Genomic DNA, 18,898 nt, shown 5'->3' with positions numbered 1-18,898 from the left:
TAAACATTTTACATATGTCTTTTGCTTAAAGAACAAATAATTATTTAACATATTGGAAAAGCTCAGATTATTTAATGTATAAATATGTCGTTTGACATTTATATATTAGGATATTAGAATAAAATATAATACAAATATTATTATTTCAGGGGGAATAATATAGTGAAATTTTTAATATTAATGGGAAGCCCGCGTAAGAATGGAAATACGATTTCTCTTGTAAAGCCATTTATAGACGAGATAAGAAGATCAGGGGATGAAACAGATATTATTTGGTTATATGATAAAGATATCAAGGGATGTATCGCTTGCAGGCATTGCCAAAAAGATTGGAGTAAATTTGGATGTATACATAAAGATGACATGCAGTTTATTTTTGATAAAATTCTTTTATGCGATAAAATAATTTTAGCTACACCTATTTATAGTTGGTCGTGTCCGTCACCTATGAAAGCGATGCTCGATAGGCTTGTATATGGAATGAATAAATATTACGGTGATAGAAAAGGTCCTTCTCTATGGAAAGGTAAAAGTGTTTCTATAATAACTACATGCGGATATGACCCGCAAAAAGGGGCAGACTTATTCGAAGAGAGTATAAAAAGATACTGCAAGCATTCTAAGTTGATTTACGAAGGTATGTTGGCAGAACTCGACTTAGGATATAGTGAAGTCTTTATCAGTGATGATAAAATAGAAAGAGCCAGGTCATTTGCAAAAAAATTATTAGACTGATTTTAATATGTATTATCATATAAAGGTAATATAAAATTTAAGATATGGATAAGTAAACTTGTTAATAACAAAAATAATGGAGTATAGATGTTTATATTAAAGAAATATGATAAAGAGTATCAAATAGATTTAATTAATTTTTTAAGTAAGTGTCTTCCTGAGTCCAAAAGGGTATTTGATATATCTTCTCGTCATAAAGTATATGAGGACATAGATAATAACTTTGAGTATTTTGTATGCTTGTTTAATAATAAAGAGATCATAGGCACGGTTGGATTAAAAAGATTAAATAACGAAGACTGTGAATTAAAATCTTTATATATTTATAAGGATTATTATGGTAAAGGTCACGGTTTAAAATTATTAACGGGTGCTATAAATAAGGCTAAAAGTTTAGGCTATAAAAAAATGTTCTTGGATACTTTATCCAAAAGCACCAATGCCATATCTTTATATAAAAAGGTAGGTTTTACTGTCACGAAAAGATATAATGATAATGAATTTGCTGAAATATTTATGGTCTTGGATTTAAATAATTAAATTTAGAAATTAAAAAGTAATCAATATTTTCATTTGATTGCTTTTTTTATTAAATTAACTATTCATTAATGAAATTTTAAGTTATGATTAACTTAAGTATTGTATAAATATAATATAACATTTAAGGAGAGGATAATGTCACTAATACTTGTAGTTGAAGACGATAATAAACTCAGAGGTGAGTTAACCTTATATTTAAAGAATAATGGCTATGAAGTCGATGAGATTTTAGATTTTAAGAATAGTGTGGATATTATCTTATCAGGTCATGCGGATCTGGTTCTTCTTGATATAACTCTTCCGGGTATCGACGGGGAATATATCTGCAGGGAAGTCAGAAAATCCAGTGATATACCTATTATTATGCTTACGAGCAGAAATAATGAAATGGACGAGCTTTTAAGTATCAATTACGGAGCAGACGACTATATTACAAAACCATATAATCCGAGGATTTTGATTGCAAGGATAGAAGCACTGTTAAAAAGAGCAAATAAAAATTTCAGTGATGTTATCATTTATAACGGACTTAAATTAAATATTTCAAAAAGCACTTTTTCATATAAAGATAAAGAAATCGATTTAAGTAAAAATGAACTTAAAATATTACATTTTCTTCTAAAAAATAAGTCTAGAATAGTATCAAGGGACGAGCTTATGGATTATTTATGGGACAATAATGAATTTGTTGATGATAATACTTTGACCGTGAATATCAATAGGCTTAGAAAGAAGTTGGAAGGCGTGGAGCTTAAAAACTTTATTGAGACAAAAAGAGGACAGGGATACATAATATCATGAAACTAAAAGATTTTTTAAGGGACAAGTTTGTAAATATAATGTTATATATAGGTTTATTTTTAATAAGTCTATTTCTGCTTAATATATTTAAAGTCAACAGCTCACTGAAAGTAAATATATTGATTTTGACATTTATAGTCCCGGTTATTTCTTTAGGCTATGAGTTTTATAGAAAAAGAGATTTTTATAATAGACTCAAGAAAAATCTGGATAATTTGGATAAAAAATATTTGATAAGCGAATTTATCAGAAATCCTAATTTTATAGAAGGCAGGATTTTAAATGATACGATTTATGAAATCGATAAGTCGATGAATGAATACGTAAATTTATATAAAAGAAAAAATCATGATCTGGAAGATTACATAGAACTTTGGTGTCATGAAATAAAAACGCCTATTTCTACTTCTAAAATGGTCATTGCCAATAACAGTAATGAAGTAACGGATAGTATAGACGAAGAGTTAAATAAAATAGATAATCTTGTTGAGCAGGTTTTATATTACGCCAGAAGTAAGAATGTTGAAAAAGATTATATAATAAAAAGAGTCAATCTGGAAGATATAGTAAAAAAAGCAGTGCTAAGAAATAAAAAAGACTTTCTTAATAAGCATATAAGTCTGTACATGAATGATCTTGATGTAGAGGTAAGCAGCGATAGCAAATGGCTTGAATTTATTATTAATCAAATAATAATAAATAGTATTAAATATTCAAAAGGTGAAAAACCTAAGATTTGGATTTATTCCATAAAGAAGAAAGATGGAATAGAGCTTTATATAGAGGATAACGGTATCGGAATAAATAAAAGTGAGCTCGGTAAGGTGTTTGAAAAGGGTTTTACCGGAACCAACGGAAGGAAAACATATAAGTCCACGGGTATGGGGTTATATCTTTGCAAAACCCTTTGCGACAGCTTATATCATAAAATAGATATCCTTTCTCAGGAAAATGCAAAAACCGTAGTGGTAATCACTTTTCCTTTGAGTTCACTTATAGATGAGGTAAAATAAAACAGGCATATGTCTGTTTTTTTATTTATATGTTTGGCTATTATTTACAATAAAATTAATTCTTACAAAACTGTAAGGTTATGTAATATAAATCAATGGATGAAGAAATTATCTTCTTCTATAATCTTATTAAAGGAGGGAGATAAAATGAAAAAGAAAGTGGCACTGGTACTTATTTGTTCGATTTCACTGTTGTTGGTAGGCTGCAGCATCAATAAAGATAAAGTAATAAATAAGTACAATGATATTATCGAAACATTTGGAAAGAATGCTCTTACAAAAGATAATGACTTGATCGGAAAGAGGGTTCTAGAGGAAAATTACAACATAGGGACATATGAATGTAATTATAATGATTTCTGTAATACCGAAGTTTTATTTGGTTCTTGTAAAGTTAACAGATCAAAAGAGAAAATTAGTTTAAATTACAAAGTAAGTGTTGATAAAGGAAAAGGCAAGTTGGTTTGTAAGAATAACGGAGAAGTAAAAACTATCAATCTATTTGAAGGTGCTGGTTTTGAAAGCGGAGAAATTAATATAACCATGTACGATGGTGATTTTTATATAGGATTTATAGGTGATCATTTTAGCGGTTCACTAAATTTAATATCTAAGGAAATTTAAAGGAGATTTATTATGGAAAGAGTTTTAAAAGTTGAAAATATTGAAAAATATTATGGAAATAAGAGTAATTTGACAAAGGCTATTGAAGATATAAGCTTTGAAGTGGAAAAGGGAGAGTTCGTTGCGATAATGGGTGCCAGCGGAAGCGGTAAGACTACGCTTCTAAATGTTATATCTACAATAGACAAAGTTACAAGCGGAGATATTTTTGTCGGTGATATCAACATTACAAATTTAAAAGGTAAACAGTTAAATGAATTCAGAAGAAACAGACTCGGTTTTATATTCCAGGACTTTAATTTGCTTGATACTTTAACCGCATTTGAGAATATAGCTCTAGCTCTTACTATACAAAAGATAAAACCAAACGATATAGAAAGAAGAGTAAAAAATGTAGCTAAAGCACTGGGGATAACAGAAGTACTTAATAAATACCCTTATGAGATGTCGGGAGGACAAAAGCAAAGAGTTGCATGTGCGAGAGCTATAATTACCAATCCTAAATTGATCCTTGCTGATGAACCTACAGGGGCACTTGATTCAAAAGCCGCAAAAATGCTGTTATCGAGTTTAGATTTACTCAATGAAAAACTAAGTGCTACTATTTTGATGGTAACACATGATGCTTTTACAGCATCTCAGGCAAGAAGGATCCTTTTCATTAAAGACGGAAAGATATTTAATGAAATAATCAGAGGAGACAGCTCCAGAAAAGAATTCTTTAATAAAATTATCGAAGTAGTTACGCTTCTTGGAGGTGAACTAAACGATGTTATTTAAATTATCGATTAAGAATATCAAGAAAAGTTTTAAGGATTATGCCATATATTTTATGACATTGATCCTTGGTGTCGCAGTGTTTTATATATTTAACTCTATGGACGCACAGGAACCAATGATGAACTTTTCCAAATCTTCATACGATGTGGTCAAGTTGATGATCGATATGTTGTCAGGGTTATCGGTGTTTATATCAGTTATCCTTGGATTTTTGGTAATATATGCAAATAACTTTTTAATTAAGAGGAGAAAAAAGGAATTTGGTATCTATTTGACTCTTGGAATGGGCAAGGGACAGTTATCTAAAATATTACTTTTGGAAACCTTATTCATCGGTATCATCTCATTGGCTGTTGGTCTTGTATTAGGAGTATTCGCGTCTCAGTTTATGTCTATCATAGTTGCCAATATGTTTGAAGCTGATATGAGTAATTTCCATTTTGTACTTTCCAATGCTGCAATCATCAAAACAATAATATATTTTTCAGTAATGTATTTGTTCGTTATGATATTTAATACATTTATGATTTCTAAATATAAGCTCATAGATTTATTAATGGCAAGCAGAAAGTCGGAAAAAATCAAAATGAGAAATCCGATTGTATCCATAATTGTATTTATAATATCTATAATAATGTTGGGATTTTCTTATTATAAAGTAACTGCTGGCGTTGACGGACTTAATGAAAATGATATTATTATATATATTGCTATCGGTTCGGTCGCTACTTTCCTTTTCTTTTTTTCACTGTCAGGTTTTATATTAAGACTCGTGAAATCGAATAAGAGGTTATATTATAAAAATTTAAATATGTTTGTACTTAAACAAATAGATTCAAAGATAAATACCACGGTAATATCTATGAGCATTATATGTTTGATGTTATTTACAACCATAGGCATGCTTTCATCGGGGCTTGCTATGAACAACGCTTTAACACAAAATTTGGAGAAATACAACCCTGTAGACATGACAATAATAAAAACCATGAATTTGCCGGGTAACAAAGGGTATTCAGATACAGCAATCGATTATTCAAATAAAAGTATCAAAGAGATATTAGATGGATTAGGTTATGATTTAAATAAAGATTTTAAAGGATTTACAGAAGCTTACAGTTATGCAACGAATGAACTTACTTTAAAAGATACTTTAAAAAGTCAGCTTGATAATATGAAAAAAGATTTTCCTGAAGTTAAGACTGATACCGCGGAAGAAATCATGAAGTTATCCGATTATAATAAGATAGCTAAATTATTTGGTAATGAACAAATCAAATTAAATAATAATGAGTATGCTATAGTTTGTGATTATGATAACATAAAAGTATATCGCGACAAAGCACTTGAAAGCGGGAATGAAATAACTATAGGCGGTAAAACTTACACTCCTGTGAATAAAGAATGTATTGACGGATTTATTCAAAATACTATGCAGGCTGTGAACACCGGACTCATAATTTTACCCGACAGTGCAAAACTTAAACCTTCTTGGATAGAATTCAGTTATGCAAGTTCAAATTATACACTATCAACCAAAGAACAAAAAACTGCTTTTGAAGAAAAGATGATCAAAAAAATAGATAAAAACAGCGGGTTTAAGGATGTAAAAGATTATAATATAAGGATAAAAAGTGCAACAAGAATAACTAATATAGAATCCTCTAAAGGACTTGGTGCGACGGTGACATTTATTGGGATATATCTCGGAATAATATTCCTTATTACATCTGCCGCGGTACTTGCGTTAAAAGAGCTTTCAGAGAGTGCTGACAATAAAGACAGGTATACTATTCTAAGAAAAATAGGTACCGGTGAAGGTATGATAAATAGGGCGTTGTTTACACAAATAGGGATATTCTTTATCCTTCCGTTATTGCTTGCGGTAGTACATTCAATATTTGGTCTTCAGTTTGCCGATCACATATTAAGTACTATAGGTCATATGAATATACTTCCTTCTATAATCGTAACATCTGTAGTAATAATTTTGATTTACGGAGGATACTTCTTATTGACTTACTTCTCAAGTAAAAATATAATCAAAGAAAATTAAAAAAAGAGGCTTATGCCTCTTTTTATTTACTTGAATGAGTCAGATAAATCTTTTAAGCTATTGAGAAGATTACCTAAAATAGCATTTGATAATTTATCATTTTGTTTTATTACCCACTTATCGTCTTTCTTGTTTAAACTTACTGTTACTTCATTTGTAACTGTTGCAGAGCTTTTAACCGCATCGTCAATCATTGTATTTAGTTTCTTTTCAACGTATTTATTCATTTCGTCTTCCGATGCATCTAAATGAGATAGAGCGTATGCGAACATATCGGTAAAAAATGTTTTCATTCCGCTGCCAAAGTCTTTATTCGTTATTTTTACTTTTACTGCAGCGGTATCTCCATTATCTTCTGTAGATACGATTTCGTAAGATAGATTAGATAATATTTTTTTAGCTATTTCCTGACTTTCTTTATCTACTTTATCCTTGTCCTTTTCATCTAAAAAACTGCTTAGATTTTTATCCACACTGTCCAGTACATCTTCATAATTTTTAAGAGTTTCGGTATCGTAAGCTTTGAGTGCGTCCAAGTATTCACTTACCGCTTTATCTGGTGACTGTCCGCCGCATGCGCTCAACGATACGAGCATTAAAATACTCAATACAAATCCGGTTAACCTTTTTACATTTTTCATTTCATTTCCCCTTTTTATTTTATATAAATATTATAAAAAATTATTAAAGAAAACTCAATCAAATTATTCTTTTTGTCGTCTTTGTATAATTATATAAATAATGAAAATGATAAAAACTTTTAATCTTTTTGTGAAAGGAAATCAGATATCTTATATAATATCTGTATTTTAATTATGTTGATATTCATAGAGCCGGAAAAGAAATTTTGCATTATCTCTGGGGCTTAAATATAAAAAACACTGTCAGACAATATTTTATCGTTATAGCCATGATCGGTTTATGATGATCTTCTTCCAAAATAGGTTTTATCTTTGCGATAATTTGTTAGATAATAAAAAAAATTTGAAATAAGAAATTAAACTCAATGGATTGACAGAATTATCAGACAATGTTAGAATAGCACCGACAACTTGTCGGTTATAAGTCGTAATAGGAGTGTGTGAATAATGCGAATAGTAAAAGAAGCCGAGGAACGAAAAAATGAAATACTGGATATAGCAGAACAGCAATTCGTAGCAAAGGGGTTCGACAACACCAGCACTAACGATATTCTGCGGGAAATTGGGATTGCCCGGGGAACACTGTATTATCATTTTAAATCAAAAGAAGAAATATTAGATGCTGTGACTGAACGGATTACTGAACAGTTGGTTGAGAAAGCAAAAGAAATATTTAATAAAAAGGAACTTTCTGTGTTTGAACGAATAATCATGATAATAAATTCGCTTAATATAAGCAGTGGTAATCTTGGACATGAAATTCTGGAGCAAGTACATAGGCCACAAAATGCACTTATGCATCAGAAAATGCAAAAATGTGTATTGTCAGGCATTACTCCTCTTATTACATCACTAATAGAAGAATTAATCACGCAAGGAATATGCCAAACGGATTATCCGCAGGAAGTCTCGGAGATGGTACTTATTTATTATAACGCCATGTTTGATGATCTTACGGAACTTAACGAAGAGAGCAAGCAGAAAAAATTAACCGCATTAATTTATAATCTGGAACGACTTTTAAATATGGAGCAAGGTAGTATACAAAAATTGATTTCGTATCAACCCAGATAGAAACAGTTATATAAAAACAATTATAAATTAGAAATTATGGAGGATCAACATGAATATTATTGAAGTAACAGACAGAAATTCATCACTGATAGAACAATTATTAGGAGTGTGGGAAAGCTCAGTAAAGGCAACACACTTGTTTTTATCTGAAAATGAAATAGAAGAAATTAAGAAATATGTCCCACAGGCATTAAAAGAAATACCACATTTAACGATTGTGGAAACCGAAAATCATATTCCGGTAGGATTTATGGGAATAGTAGAGCAACATCTTGAAATGCTCTTTATTTCTCAAAAAGAAAGAGGAAAAGGGTTAGGTAAAGAACTTCTTAAATATGGAATAGAAAAATATTCGGTGAATGATTTGGCAGTAAATGAACAAAATCCTCTTGCGAAAGGCTTCTATGAACATATGGGATTTGAAGTATATAAAAGGACAGAGTGTGATGAGCAAGGTAATCCATATCCTCTTTTATATATGAGATTAGACTAAATAAATTCCGGTTTATAGAAAAATTGTTAGAAAAATAAATTATAAGAAACGTAAAGTTTGCATAGCATTTGAAGGCAGGACAAATAAATAAAAAAAATAAGAAAAATTTAGCAATATTATTCTTTGAAACCGAAGAACTAATATTTCAACAAACTGTTAAATTGTACTATTTTACTTTCTCAGGTTCTCTTGTTTATATTAACCAAACTGTAAATAGATTTTGACTTTACCCGTTGATAAGACATTTATTATAAAAAAAGTGAAAACCGCATATCCGACAACAAAAGGATTTGACCTGCTGTATTTTATCTTATAACATAAGGGGCAGATATTTACGAAAGACTAACTTTATGAAAATATTTTGTGCTGAAATTATACATTAGATACTAAAAATTCGACTTCAATTATACGGAGGTTAAGAAAAAGAGTGTGCCTTTCCCTGGTAATCTATAGTATTTACTGACCGTCTGGAGTTTTTGATATAAACTCATCACAGAAAAATCGTAGGTTATGTATTACTATTTTGTGAGCTCTATATAACTGCGATTTTTATATATAACACATATTTTTAATCTCAGAGTCATATCAAAGCACTTCTATAATTGGTAAATTAAACACCAAAATTTATATTAATATTTTATAAGTCTGATCTTGAAATGAAAATCAGCATTTTTATTTTGGATTTTATGTAAAAAAATCTCCTCATGCGAAGAGATTTTTTTACTATAATTCTTTTTTCCATAATCCGTGAAGATTACAATATTCATGAGCCGAAATGACTTTATCACCTTCAGGGATTGCAAATTCTGCTTTTGGTTTTTCTCCCGGTTTTAAGTGAGTAATTTGATTTGTTTTTTCAGTTTCAAGAGTGATCCATTCAATATAGTGTTCATCAACCATAGGATGTTCAACTTCTCCGATGAATACTTCAACTTTATTTCCTTCAACTGCTACGACCGGAATATGTTTTTCAACCGCAGCATCTTTTACTCCAGGTTTTATTTCTTCCATTTTTTCACCGCAGCATATAACAGGCACATCCATATTTCTTACGAAAGTAATGATGTTTCCGCAATGTTTGCATAAATAAAATTTTTGTTCCATTTTTATCCTCCTAATTTTTTCTACTATTATTTTGTTTACTTAGACCCAAATTTATACTTTCTTTTTAAATTTAAAATCAATTTATATTTTTTTATAGAATTTTTATTATTTTTAAATGTTAAATTATAACTGGATATAGATAAAATCTATTTCTAAATGATAATTATTGTATTTACTTATAACAAAATATTTGATACCATTAAATTTAACTTAATTCAGTTAGGAGAAATGAAATATGGATATAAAAAATAAAAAACAGGGAACCAAATGTGTTCAGGGCGGATACCAGCCTAAAAGCGGTGAACCCAGAATACTACCTATAATACAGTCAACGACCTTTAAATATGGTACAAGCGAAGAAATGGGTAAACTTTTCGATCTCGAAGCCGAAGGTTATTTTTACACTCGTCTTCAAAATCCAACAAACGATATGGTGGCTCAAAAAATTTGTGAACTTGAAGGAGGCGAAGCTGCCATGCTTACTTCTTCCGGTCAGGCTGCAAATTTCTATGCGGTCATGAATATTGCCGAAGCGGGAGACCATATTATTTGTTCATCTGCTGTTTATGGAGGTACATATAACCTTTATGCTCATACCATAAGGAAAATGGGCGTTGAGTGTACTTTTGTAGACCCGGATATAACTAAAGAAGAACTTGGTAAAGCATTTAAAGAAAATACTAAAGCAGTCGTGGGAGAATCTATCGCAAATCCGGCACTTGTAGTATTGGATATAGAGAAATTTGCTGAAGCGGCACATGAGCACGGAGTTCCGCTTATTATCGATAATACTTTTCCAACACCTATCAACTGCCGTCCTTTTGAATGGGGTGCGGATATAGTAACACACTCAACCACTAAATATATGGACGGTCATGCTACAAGTGTAGGCGGATGTATAGTTGACAGCGGAAATTTTGACTGGGACGCTTATAAAGATAAATTCCCGGGACTTACAACACCGGATCCTACATATCACGGACTTATTTATACCGAGAGATTTGGAAAGAAGGCTTATATAACTAAGGCAACGACTCAGTTGATGCGTGACCTCGGTTCAATTCAGTCTCCCGAAAATGCTTTTCTTTTAAATATAGGACTTGAAACACTTCATTTAAGAATGAAGAGACACTGCGAAAATGCACTGGCAATCGCTGAATTTTTATCTAATCATGAAAAAGTAGCATGGGTCAATTATGCCGGACTTAAGGGTAATAAGTACTATGAATTAGCTAAAAAATATATGCCTGAGGGTACATGCGGAGTGATATCATTTGGCTTAAAAGGCGGAAGGGATGCTTCAGTTAAAATGATGGATAATTTGGAACTTACCGCTATTGTAACCCATGTTGCAGACGCCAGAACTTCGGTGCTTCATCCCGCAAGTCATACTCATCGTCAAATGAATGATCAGGAATTGATTGAAGCAGGTGTTCAGCCTGATTTAATCAGACTGTCCGTAGGTATAGAAGACGTAGAAGATATCAAGGCAGATTTAGCAAAAGCTCTTGAATTGGTTTAGTCAAATGGAATAAATATGATAAGCAGCAGTTTTAGAAATAATATCGGAAGTTATTCTTGGATTATTACTTGGAATATTTATTAAGAAGAAATTAAAGAGATATTAATTTTAGTAGTAGAAAAGAGGATTGAATTATGGCTGTTATAATACCAAAAGATTTGCCTGCATCTAAGCAGCTTGATAGAGAAAATATCTTTGTTATGCATGAAGAGAGAGCCAAAAGCCAGGATATAAGACCTCTTGAACTTGCAATAGTAAATTTGATGCCCACGAAAATCGTTACAGAAACACAGTTACTTAGGCTTATAAGTAACACTGCACTTCAGGTCAAAGTAGATTTGATTAATATGAAATCTCATACCAGTAAAAATACATCACATAATCACTTAAAAGCCTTTTATAAGAATTTCGATGATATAAAACATAAGAAATACGATGGTATGATTATAACGGGAGCTCCTGTTGAAAAATTGGAGTTTGACGATGTAAATTACTGGGAAGAACTTCAGGAAATATTTGATTTTGCAGATAAGAACGTTTTTTCTACCATGTTTATTTGCTGGGGAGCACAGGCTGCATTAAATCATTACTATGGAATAGATAAAAAAGATTTGCCTGAAAAGATGTTTGGAGTATTTGAACATAAAATAGTCAGAAGAAGACCTATAGTAAGAGGTTTTGATGATGTTTTTTATGCACCTCATTCAAGGCATACTCAGTGCAGGATCAAAGATATTAAAAAAATAGATGATTTGGAAATAGTTGCTTCAAGCAGAGAAGCGGGAGCATACTTATTGGTCAGTAAAGATCAGAGAAAAATTTTTGTATTTGGTCACAGTGAATATGATCCCAATACATTAAAAAAGGAATATGAACGTGATAAGGCAAAAGGACTTAATCCCAAAGTTCCAAAAAATTATTTTCCAAATGATGATGATACAAAAAAACCTATAGTAAGATGGAAAGCTCACGGACATTTATTATTTTCAAATTGGCTTAACTATCATGTTTACCAAACAACACCGTTTGATCTTGAGAAATTAAATCAAATAGATAAAGAATTCGGAGTAGACGAATAAAATAAAAATAAAAAACGACCGATATCGGTCGTTTTTTATTTTTGTTGTGAGAGAAATCAAAAGTCTGAGGGGTTTAACTTTTGTTCTTCCAAATCTATGCTAATCAGATATTGAGCAAGTTTTAACTACTTTTGCTATTCCCTTTTCATTTAAAGAAATTACTTTAAATTTATTAGAACTTACAACTATTTCGGAAAAACAGTTGCTGCAAAAATATTTCTTTCTGCCAATTTTTCCCATATCTTTATTTGAACAGTAAGGACATTTCATATTAAAAACACTCCTTTTTTCCTTATGATTAAGAAGTATATTCGCCGAACCTTTAAATTACCTTAAAAAATTAAAAATATCAAAAAAAATTGTTTATTTTTATCTAATGAACTATAATATATAAAACAGAAAGGAATTAATATTATGAGAGTACTTATTATAGAAGATGAAGTTAATTTAGCCCTTCCTCTTGTAGCACTTTTAGAGAAAAATAAAATACTTGCAGATACTGTCGCTGACGGGACATCCGGATTGATGTTAGCCAGAAAACCTGTTTACGATGTTATCGTTCTTGATATAATGTTACCTGAGATAGACGGGCTTACCATACTCAAGACTTTAAGAGAAGAACATAATAATACACCGATACTTCTTTTAACTGCTCTGGATAATATTGATGACAGAGTCAGGGGACTTAATCTCGGTGCGGATGATTACCTTACAAAACCTTTTGATACAAAAGAATTAATCGCAAGAATCAAGGCTTTATCAAGAAGAGGCTCGGGGAGTATTACAGAAGAGGTGCTTCATATCGGTAACGTAAGATTGAATGTCAATAATGCCTCTTTAAGTATCGGGGACAGAGAGGAAACTTTAACAAAAAAAGAAGCTAATCTGCTTGAAACTTTAATGAAAAACAAGGATAATGTACTTTCTAAAGATTATATTTTGGATAAAGTATGGGGTATCGACAGTTATGCAATAGATAACAGCGTTGAAATATATATACATTATTTAAGGAAAAAATTAGGCAGTGATGCAGATGTTAAAATAGTCACAAACAGAGGACTTGGATATACTTTAAAGGAAAAGGATAATGCTTAATAAGATAAAAAATAAACTTATTTTAACGAATACTTTTGTTTTATTAGTCATCTTGATTATGGTGACTTCTTTTATTTATGTATTTTCTTCTTATTCTTTTTCAAATACTTCGGATAATGAATTATTAAATCTTGTATATCAGTCAAAGCGATTTTCAAAGAGTAATTTTAAGAGTATTGAAAATGATTTATCCTATAATCAGGAACTGAGTTACTTTAAAGAAAAATTAAGCAATGAAAAATGCAAATTGATATTTTTTAACAATGAGCTTAAACCTATTTTTTCTTCTGGTAAATTTAAAATCAGCAAAAATAAATTAGGAAAAATCGCTACGCTTTATTTTGCTGATGTCAATTCGTCTCATACCGAGGTCAAAGAGCAGGATGGAAGATATGTCTTTTCCGATTATGAAGACAGCAAAATATCTTACAGAACTTGTACTACTCTTATAACCGATAATGATGGGAATATGCAGCTTATCCTAATTGCAGAAGATAACAGGGCGGAAAATGCCACTTTAAATACTCTTTTATATATATTGGCACTAACTGTTATTTTCGGTGTTGTCGCGTCTCTTCTCGGAGGTTTTTATACTGCCGATAAAGCTCTGGTCCCAATAAAAGAAAATATGGATAATCAAAGACAGTTTATTGCAGATGCTTCACATGAGCTTAGAACACCTATTGCGGTAATAAAAACAAATCTTGAATTGATTGAGTCTAATGAAGACGAAACGGTCAAATCCCAGGAAGTATGGATAGATTATGCTAAAAGTGAAATTAAAAGAATGGATAAAATGGTGGGAGATTTACTCATATTATCTAAAGCTGATTTAAATGAAATACCTTTTAATAATAAAGAACATGATATAGTTCACCTTATAAAAGAAGCAATCGAAAAAATCGAACCTATTGCGGTAAAGCGAGAGATAAGAGTTTATATGGCTTGTCCATACAACAGAGTAAAAACAAATATAGACGAAGATAAATTTACTCAGCTTTTGATGATACTTCTTGATAATGCAATAAAGTATTCTGAAGATAAAACTCAAATCATGATTACTGTTAAAGTCAATTTAAGTAAAAATAATGTAGTAATTAAAGTAAAAGACCAAGGTATAGGAATGAAGAAAGATGAGATAGAAAAGGTATTTACAAGATTTTATCGAATTGATAAGGCGAGAAGCAGAAGAGAAAACGGAAGCGGACTTGGACTTCCCATCGCAAAATGGATAGTGGAAAATTTAAACGGAACTATTAATATAGAAAGCATTGAAGATAAAGGAACTGATGTTATAATAGCTTTACCTTTAATTTCGTATGAGGAGACAGAATAATGGATTTACTAAGTATGTTAAATGAAAAACAACAGGAGGCTGTCACATGTGTGGACGGTCCTCTTTTGATACTCGCAGGTGCGGGAAGCGGTAAGACGAGGACGATAATACATAGAATAGCTTACATAATTGAAAATGGTTATGCAAAGCCTTGGGAGATACTTGCGCTTACATTTACTAATAAAGCAGCGGGAGAAATGAGAGAAAGAATAGACAGTATGGGGATACCTTTTACATCCGATATTTGGATGGGTACTTTTCACTCTATCTGTGCAAGGATATTAAGGATAGAGGGGCATAATTTGGGATTTACAAGTAACTTTTCTATCTATGACGACGATGATACAAAAAGATTAGTTAAATCAATATTAAAGGATTTGGATATTTCGGATAAAGAATTTCCTGTTGAAGGTGTCAAATCACAAATATCTTTACTTAAAAATAATTTGGAAACCAGTGATGATTACCTTGAAGAACACGATGATTTTGAAGGGGGATATACCGAAGCTAAGATAGCTCAGGTTTATGCCGAGTATCAAAAGAGATTATTAAGTAACAATGCGATGGATTTTGATGATTTACTGCTTAATATGAATATATTATTTGCAAAATGTCCCGAAGTGCTTAATAAATATAAAAACAGATTTAAATACATATTGGTAGATGAGTATCAGGATACCAACCTTTCTCAGTATGCTATAGTAAGCAAACTTGCAGAGGATCACAGAAATATATGTGTCTGCGGCGATGATGACCAAAGTATATATGGCTGGAGAGGAGCGTCTATCAGAAATATTTTAGAGTTTGAAGAAGACTTTGAGGATGCGACGGTCATAAGACTTGAACAGAATTACAGGTGCACACAAAATATTTTGAATGCGGCAAACGGTGTAATAGAGCATAATCAAAGAAGGATGGGTAAGACATTATTTACGGATAATGACGAAGGAGAAAAAATAAAGTATTTGAATGCAAACAGTGACCTCGAAGAATCGTCGCTTATTTCCAGGGAAATATTTTGCTTGAATGAATATCACGATATACCATACAGTGATATCGCCATACTATATAGGACTAATGCTCAGTCTCGTATACTTGAAGAAGGACTCATGAGAAGGAATATCCCTTATCAAATCGTTGCGGGAACGAAGTTCTATGACCGTATGGAAATCAAAGATATCCTTGCTTATTTAAAACTAATAGTCAACCCTCAGGATGATCTTGCTTTAATAAGAGTGATAAATACGCCCAAAAGGGGTATAGGTCCCGCAAGCGTGGAAAAAATCAAAGATTATGCCTTTATGAAGGGTATATCTATGTATGAAGTAATAAAGAATATAGACTCTTCGCCTTTGTTTAAAGGAGCCATAAAAGAGAAGCTGATGAATTTTAGGGATACTATAGAAGAAATCAGAAGGCTTCCCGAGAATAACGGACTTATGGACATAGTAATAAACACAATTCATTTAAGCGGATATGAAGAAATGCTTAAAGAAGGTAAAGTTGAGAACGCTTCAAACAGACTTGAAAACCTTGATGAACTTGTTAATGCTGCAGGAGATTTTGAAAGTAACGAAGAAGAAAATACATTGGAAGCATTTCTGGAAAATGCGGCTTTGGTCGCGGGAGTTGATTCATATGATGAAGATAGTTCAAAAGTATTATTGATGACTTTACATAATGCAAAAGGTCTTGAATTCAACATCGTATTTATGCCGGGCATGGAAGAAAATCTCTTCCCTACTTACAGAGCCGTGAATGAAGACAGCGAAATGGAAGAAGAGAGAAGACTTTGCTATGTCGGTATAACAAGGGCAAGAAAACAGCTTTACATGTCTTCCGCAGAAAGCAGAAGAGTTTACGGAAGAAACGAATTCAGAAATCCTTCAAGGTTTTTACTTGAAGTTCCCGATGATTTGATTGAAGGAACAAATGTTATCAAAGAAAATAGTAAAGAAAAAGAACTCTTAAAAAGTTCAATTAAAAGAATATATGACCCATATAAACAATCTCCTAAAAAGGCAGAAAATCTATTTAAGCAGAACAACAATCTTTCTGATGTTGACTTAAACCCGGGAGATAAAATAGATCACAGCGCTTGGGGTATAGGTACTGTAGTGGGAGTTGACGGTAGTGGTGAAGATGCAAAAGTAACCGCAGCCTTTCCTGAAATTGGTATAAAGAAATTTATGGCGGGTATAGCCAAATTTAAAAAAGTTCAGTAATATATATAAAACCATATTTTAAACTCTTTAGGGTTTTGGTATGGTTTTTTATATACAAAAATCTATGATTATTGTAAAATTATATAGAAAAAGTAAAAATTTTCTTATAAAAGTGTCACAATTTAAGATAAAAAGAGTCTAACTATATGAAAGGAGGAGCGAAATGGAAAATAAAGAGATCAATAAATTTATATCGTTAGCTGTTGAGGGAAACAGCGAAGCTTTAGAAAAAGTTTTATCCGAAATAAATGATTTTATATTCAATCTTTCCCTTAGAATGCTGGGGACCATTCATGACGCAGAAGACGCTACTCAGGAAATACTAATAAAAGTCATGTTAAATTTGTCTTCATTTAAAAAAGAGTCCGCATTTAGAACTTGGGTATATAAAATCGCGGTTAACTATTTATTTGATTATAAAAAATCCATGTTTTATAAATATCCTTTAAGTTTTGAATATTATGCAGATGATATCAAAGCCGGATATATTGATGATGAAGATATTTTTGAAGGAGATAAAAATGAGCTGTCAAAAGAGCTTAAATTGTCGTGTACCAATGTAATGCTCCAGTGTCTGGACGCTAAAAGCAGGTGTGTTTTTATTATTGGGACTATGTTCGATGTCGATAGTAAAACAGCGGGAGAAATATTGGATATGACACCTGAGAATTATAGGCAAATACTTCATCGTGCACGAAAAAAAATGGCTAAGTTTTTAAGTGAATACTGCGGTTTGAGCGGGACCGGATTGTGTAATTGTAAAAAAAGAATTGGTTATGCAGTATCCCAGCATAGATTAGATCCTAAGGACCTCGAGTATTCAAAACTTGAAACATTGGATGAAGATATATTGGAAGATTACATGAAATCAATGGAAGCTTTTAATGAAAAAATTACAGTTTTTGAAGATTTACCAAAATATAATTCCAATATAAATATGAAATCTTTTATTAATGATTTAGTTACCTCAAAACATATGAAAAAAATTAAAGAATACTAGGAGAATAAAAATGATAGACACTAAGAAAATTTTAAACTTTATAAAAGAACTTAAAGAAAACAATAAAAAAGAATGGTATCATGCACATAAAGAAGAGAGACTGGAAGCCAATATCGAATTTGAAAAATTAATACAAGAATTGATAATCGAAATAGGTAAATTTGATGAAAGTATTTTAAATAATCATCCGAAGGATCTAACATTTAAAATGGTAAGGGACACGAGGTTTAGTAAAGATAAGTCTCCATATAATCCTGTATTCAGAGCACATATTTCATCGAGAGGGAAGCTTCCCATTCCTGTCGGATATTATATTTACATAGGTTGTGACAATACTATATTTTTAGGCGGCGGATTATTTGCTGATATGTTTAAAGACGCTACCAACATGGTAAGAAGCTATATAGATAAAAACGGAAAAGAATTAGATGAAATAATAAACGACCCCAGTTTTAAAAATAATTTTGAAATGTGCGGAGTAAAACTTAAAAATGTACCCGCAGGTTATGATAAAGAACATCCTTACGGAGAATTCCTTAAACATAAAAGCTGGTTTATAGAATACCCTATAAGTGACAAAGACTTCATGGACAGTGAAGCATTTATAAAGAATGCAGCAGAAACATTTAAACTGATGAAGCCTTTTAATGATTATTTAAATAAAGCATTGGTCGATTTTGAAATGCCAAAAAGATAAATATTTACTGATATTATTATTTATAAATCTATTAATCAATTTTAAATATTAATATAATTAAAAAAAGAACTCGTTATGAGTTC

At 31.3% G+C, this 18,898-nt stretch carries 19 protein-coding genes; 16 read left to right on the top strand and 3 right to left on the bottom strand.

From position 1 onward, the window contains the following. Positions 1–162 precede the first annotated feature (162 nt). From Q0516_RS07725 to Q0516_RS07695, 7 genes are all read left to right on the top strand, one after another. Positions 163–735, top strand: a complete 573-nt coding sequence (locus tag Q0516_RS07725) for a flavodoxin family protein (protein ID WP_294467202.1) — start codon at positions 163–165, stop codon at positions 733–735. A gap of 87 nt (positions 736–822) precedes the next feature. Next, entirely contained in the window at positions 823–1,275 is a 453-nt protein-coding gene (locus tag Q0516_RS07720; protein WP_294467200.1) for a GNAT family N-acetyltransferase, read from the top strand. Between the two features lie 135 nt (positions 1,276–1,410). After that, complete coding sequence (locus Q0516_RS07715) at positions 1,411–2,076, top strand: response regulator transcription factor (RefSeq protein WP_294467198.1); 666 nt, start codon at positions 1,411–1,413, stop codon at positions 2,074–2,076. Beyond that, on the top strand, positions 2,073–3,089 hold the full coding sequence (locus tag Q0516_RS07710; RefSeq protein WP_294467194.1) for a sensor histidine kinase: 1,017 nt from the start codon (positions 2,073–2,075) through the stop codon (positions 3,087–3,089). Before Q0516_RS07715 ends, Q0516_RS07710 begins: the two co-directional genes overlap by 4 nt. Before the next feature lie 147 nt (positions 3,090–3,236). After that, positions 3,237–3,713 carry a hypothetical protein gene (locus tag Q0516_RS07705; RefSeq protein ID WP_294467193.1) on the top strand — a complete coding sequence of 159 codons (477 nt, stop codon included), beginning with the start codon at positions 3,237–3,239 and terminating at the stop codon, positions 3,711–3,713. 12 nt (positions 3,714–3,725) lie between these two features. Continuing rightward, positions 3,726–4,493: an ABC transporter ATP-binding protein gene (locus Q0516_RS07700; RefSeq protein ID WP_117531012.1), complete on the top strand. Its 768-nt coding sequence runs from the start codon at positions 3,726–3,728 to the stop codon at positions 4,491–4,493. Continuing rightward, a complete protein-coding gene (locus tag Q0516_RS07695; protein WP_294467190.1) occupies positions 4,483–6,549 on the top strand; it encodes an FtsX-like permease family protein in 2,067 nt (688 codons plus the stop codon). Before Q0516_RS07700 ends, Q0516_RS07695 begins: the two co-directional genes overlap by 11 nt. A gap of 26 nt (positions 6,550–6,575) precedes the next feature. On the opposite strand, the gene Q0516_RS07690 is transcribed toward Q0516_RS07695, so the two are convergent. Continuing rightward, positions 6,576–7,190, bottom strand: coding sequence for a DUF4878 domain-containing protein (locus Q0516_RS07690; protein WP_294467187.1), 615 nt, complete (start codon positions 7,188–7,190; stop codon positions 6,576–6,578). 447 nt (positions 7,191–7,637) lie between these two features. On the opposite strand from Q0516_RS07690, the gene Q0516_RS07685 reads away from it, so the two are divergent. Next, the gene (locus Q0516_RS07685) at positions 7,638–8,264 is read left to right on the top strand and encodes a TetR/AcrR family transcriptional regulator (protein WP_294467184.1); all 627 of its coding nucleotides are present in this window, start codon (positions 7,638–7,640) and stop codon (positions 8,262–8,264) included. Between the two features lie 49 nt (positions 8,265–8,313). After that, positions 8,314–8,757: a GNAT family N-acetyltransferase gene (locus Q0516_RS07680; RefSeq protein WP_294467182.1), complete on the top strand. Its 444-nt coding sequence runs from the start codon at positions 8,314–8,316 to the stop codon at positions 8,755–8,757. 723 nt (positions 8,758–9,480) lie between these two features. Here the strand turns inward: Q0516_RS07680 and Q0516_RS07675 are convergent. Continuing rightward, entirely contained in the window at positions 9,481–9,861 is a 381-nt protein-coding gene (locus Q0516_RS07675; protein WP_117531020.1) for a desulfoferrodoxin family protein, read from the bottom strand. A 235-nt stretch (positions 9,862–10,096) separates the two neighbouring features. On the opposite strand from Q0516_RS07675, the gene Q0516_RS07670 reads away from it, so the two are divergent. Beyond that, positions 10,097–11,383, top strand: coding sequence for an aminotransferase class I/II-fold pyridoxal phosphate-dependent enzyme (locus Q0516_RS07670; RefSeq protein WP_294467176.1), 1,287 nt, complete (start codon positions 10,097–10,099; stop codon positions 11,381–11,383). Positions 11,384–11,517: 134 nt separating this feature from the next. Then, positions 11,518–12,462, top strand: a complete 945-nt coding sequence (gene metA, locus Q0516_RS07665) for a homoserine O-succinyltransferase (RefSeq protein WP_294467173.1) — start codon at positions 11,518–11,520, stop codon at positions 12,460–12,462. Between the two features lie 99 nt (positions 12,463–12,561). On the opposite strand, the gene Q0516_RS07660 is transcribed toward metA, so the two are convergent. Next, a complete protein-coding gene (locus tag Q0516_RS07660) occupies positions 12,562–12,732 on the bottom strand; it encodes a hypothetical protein (RefSeq protein ID WP_007050495.1) in 171 nt (56 codons plus the stop codon). Positions 12,733–12,876: 144 nt separating this feature from the next. Here Q0516_RS07660 and Q0516_RS07655 point away from each other — a divergent pair, with 144 nt between their 5' ends. The 5 genes from Q0516_RS07655 to Q0516_RS07635 all read left to right on the top strand — a co-directional run bounded on the left by Q0516_RS07655 (position 12,877) and on the right by Q0516_RS07635 (position 18,815). Next, positions 12,877–13,557 (top strand): response regulator transcription factor, encoded by a 681-nt coding sequence (locus Q0516_RS07655; RefSeq protein ID WP_294467166.1) that lies wholly within the window; start codon positions 12,877–12,879, stop codon positions 13,555–13,557. Continuing rightward, on the top strand, positions 13,550–14,893 hold the full coding sequence (locus Q0516_RS07650) for a HAMP domain-containing sensor histidine kinase (protein WP_294467163.1): 1,344 nt from the start codon (positions 13,550–13,552) through the stop codon (positions 14,891–14,893). The genes Q0516_RS07655 and Q0516_RS07650 overlap by 8 nt, the downstream gene beginning before the upstream one ends. Continuing rightward, positions 14,893–17,118, top strand: coding sequence for a DNA helicase PcrA (gene pcrA, locus Q0516_RS07645; RefSeq protein ID WP_294467159.1), 2,226 nt, complete (start codon positions 14,893–14,895; stop codon positions 17,116–17,118). The genes Q0516_RS07650 and pcrA overlap by 1 nt, the downstream gene beginning before the upstream one ends. 163 nt (positions 17,119–17,281) lie before the next feature. Continuing rightward, positions 17,282–18,118: an RNA polymerase sigma factor gene (locus Q0516_RS07640; RefSeq protein ID WP_294467156.1), complete on the top strand. Its 837-nt coding sequence runs from the start codon at positions 17,282–17,284 to the stop codon at positions 18,116–18,118. A gap of 10 nt (positions 18,119–18,128) precedes the next feature. Continuing rightward, positions 18,129–18,815 carry a DUF2461 domain-containing protein gene (locus tag Q0516_RS07635; RefSeq protein ID WP_294467151.1) on the top strand — a complete coding sequence of 229 codons (687 nt, stop codon included), beginning with the start codon at positions 18,129–18,131 and terminating at the stop codon, positions 18,813–18,815. The last annotated feature ends 83 nt before the right edge of the window (positions 18,816–18,898 follow it).

This window comes from uncultured Anaerofustis sp. (genome assembly GCF_938029165.1).
Classification (GTDB): Bacteria; Bacillota; Clostridia; order Eubacteriales; family Anaerofustaceae; genus Anaerofustis.
Note: the sequence above shows the minus strand (reverse complement) of the source record. Positions and strands in the feature narration are given on the sequence as shown.

Excerpts from the sequence above, each read along its gene's own strand:
- Q0516_RS07720 (WP_294467200.1), top strand. The coding sequence starts at position 823 with ATGTTTATATTAAAGAAATATGATAAAGAGTATCAAATAGATTTAATT.
- Q0516_RS07715 (WP_294467198.1), top strand. The coding sequence starts at position 1,411 with ATGTCACTAATACTTGTAGTTGAAGACGATAATAAACTCAGAGGTGAG.
- Q0516_RS07710 (WP_294467194.1), top strand. The coding sequence starts at position 2,073 with ATGAAACTAAAAGATTTTTTAAGGGACAAGTTTGTAAATATAATGTTA.
- Q0516_RS07705 (WP_294467193.1), top strand. The coding sequence starts at position 3,237 with ATGAAAAAGAAAGTGGCACTGGTACTTATTTGTTCGATTTCACTGTTG.
- Q0516_RS07700 (WP_117531012.1), top strand. The coding sequence starts at position 3,726 with ATGGAAAGAGTTTTAAAAGTTGAAAATATTGAAAAATATTATGGAAAT.
- Q0516_RS07695 (WP_294467190.1), top strand. The coding sequence starts at position 4,483 with ATGTTATTTAAATTATCGATTAAGAATATCAAGAAAAGTTTTAAGGAT.
- Q0516_RS07690 (WP_294467187.1), bottom strand. The coding sequence starts at position 7,190 with ATGAAAAATGTAAAAAGGTTAACCGGATTTGTATTGAGTATTTTAATG.
- Q0516_RS07685 (WP_294467184.1), top strand. The coding sequence starts at position 7,638 with ATGCGAATAGTAAAAGAAGCCGAGGAACGAAAAAATGAAATACTGGAT.
- Q0516_RS07680 (WP_294467182.1), top strand. The coding sequence starts at position 8,314 with ATGAATATTATTGAAGTAACAGACAGAAATTCATCACTGATAGAACAA.
- Q0516_RS07675 (WP_117531020.1), bottom strand. The coding sequence starts at position 9,861 with ATGGAACAAAAATTTTATTTATGCAAACATTGCGGAAACATCATTACT.
- Q0516_RS07670 (WP_294467176.1), top strand. The coding sequence starts at position 10,097 with ATGGATATAAAAAATAAAAAACAGGGAACCAAATGTGTTCAGGGCGGA.
- metA (WP_294467173.1), top strand. The coding sequence starts at position 11,518 with ATGGCTGTTATAATACCAAAAGATTTGCCTGCATCTAAGCAGCTTGAT.
- Q0516_RS07660 (WP_007050495.1), bottom strand. The coding sequence starts at position 12,732 with ATGAAATGTCCTTACTGTTCAAATAAAGATATGGGAAAAATTGGCAGA.
- Q0516_RS07655 (WP_294467166.1), top strand. The coding sequence starts at position 12,877 with ATGAGAGTACTTATTATAGAAGATGAAGTTAATTTAGCCCTTCCTCTT.
- Q0516_RS07650 (WP_294467163.1), top strand. The coding sequence starts at position 13,550 with ATGCTTAATAAGATAAAAAATAAACTTATTTTAACGAATACTTTTGTT.
- pcrA (WP_294467159.1), top strand. The coding sequence starts at position 14,893 with ATGGATTTACTAAGTATGTTAAATGAAAAACAACAGGAGGCTGTCACA.
- Q0516_RS07640 (WP_294467156.1), top strand. The coding sequence starts at position 17,282 with ATGGAAAATAAAGAGATCAATAAATTTATATCGTTAGCTGTTGAGGGA.
- Q0516_RS07635 (WP_294467151.1), top strand. The coding sequence starts at position 18,129 with ATGATAGACACTAAGAAAATTTTAAACTTTATAAAAGAACTTAAAGAA.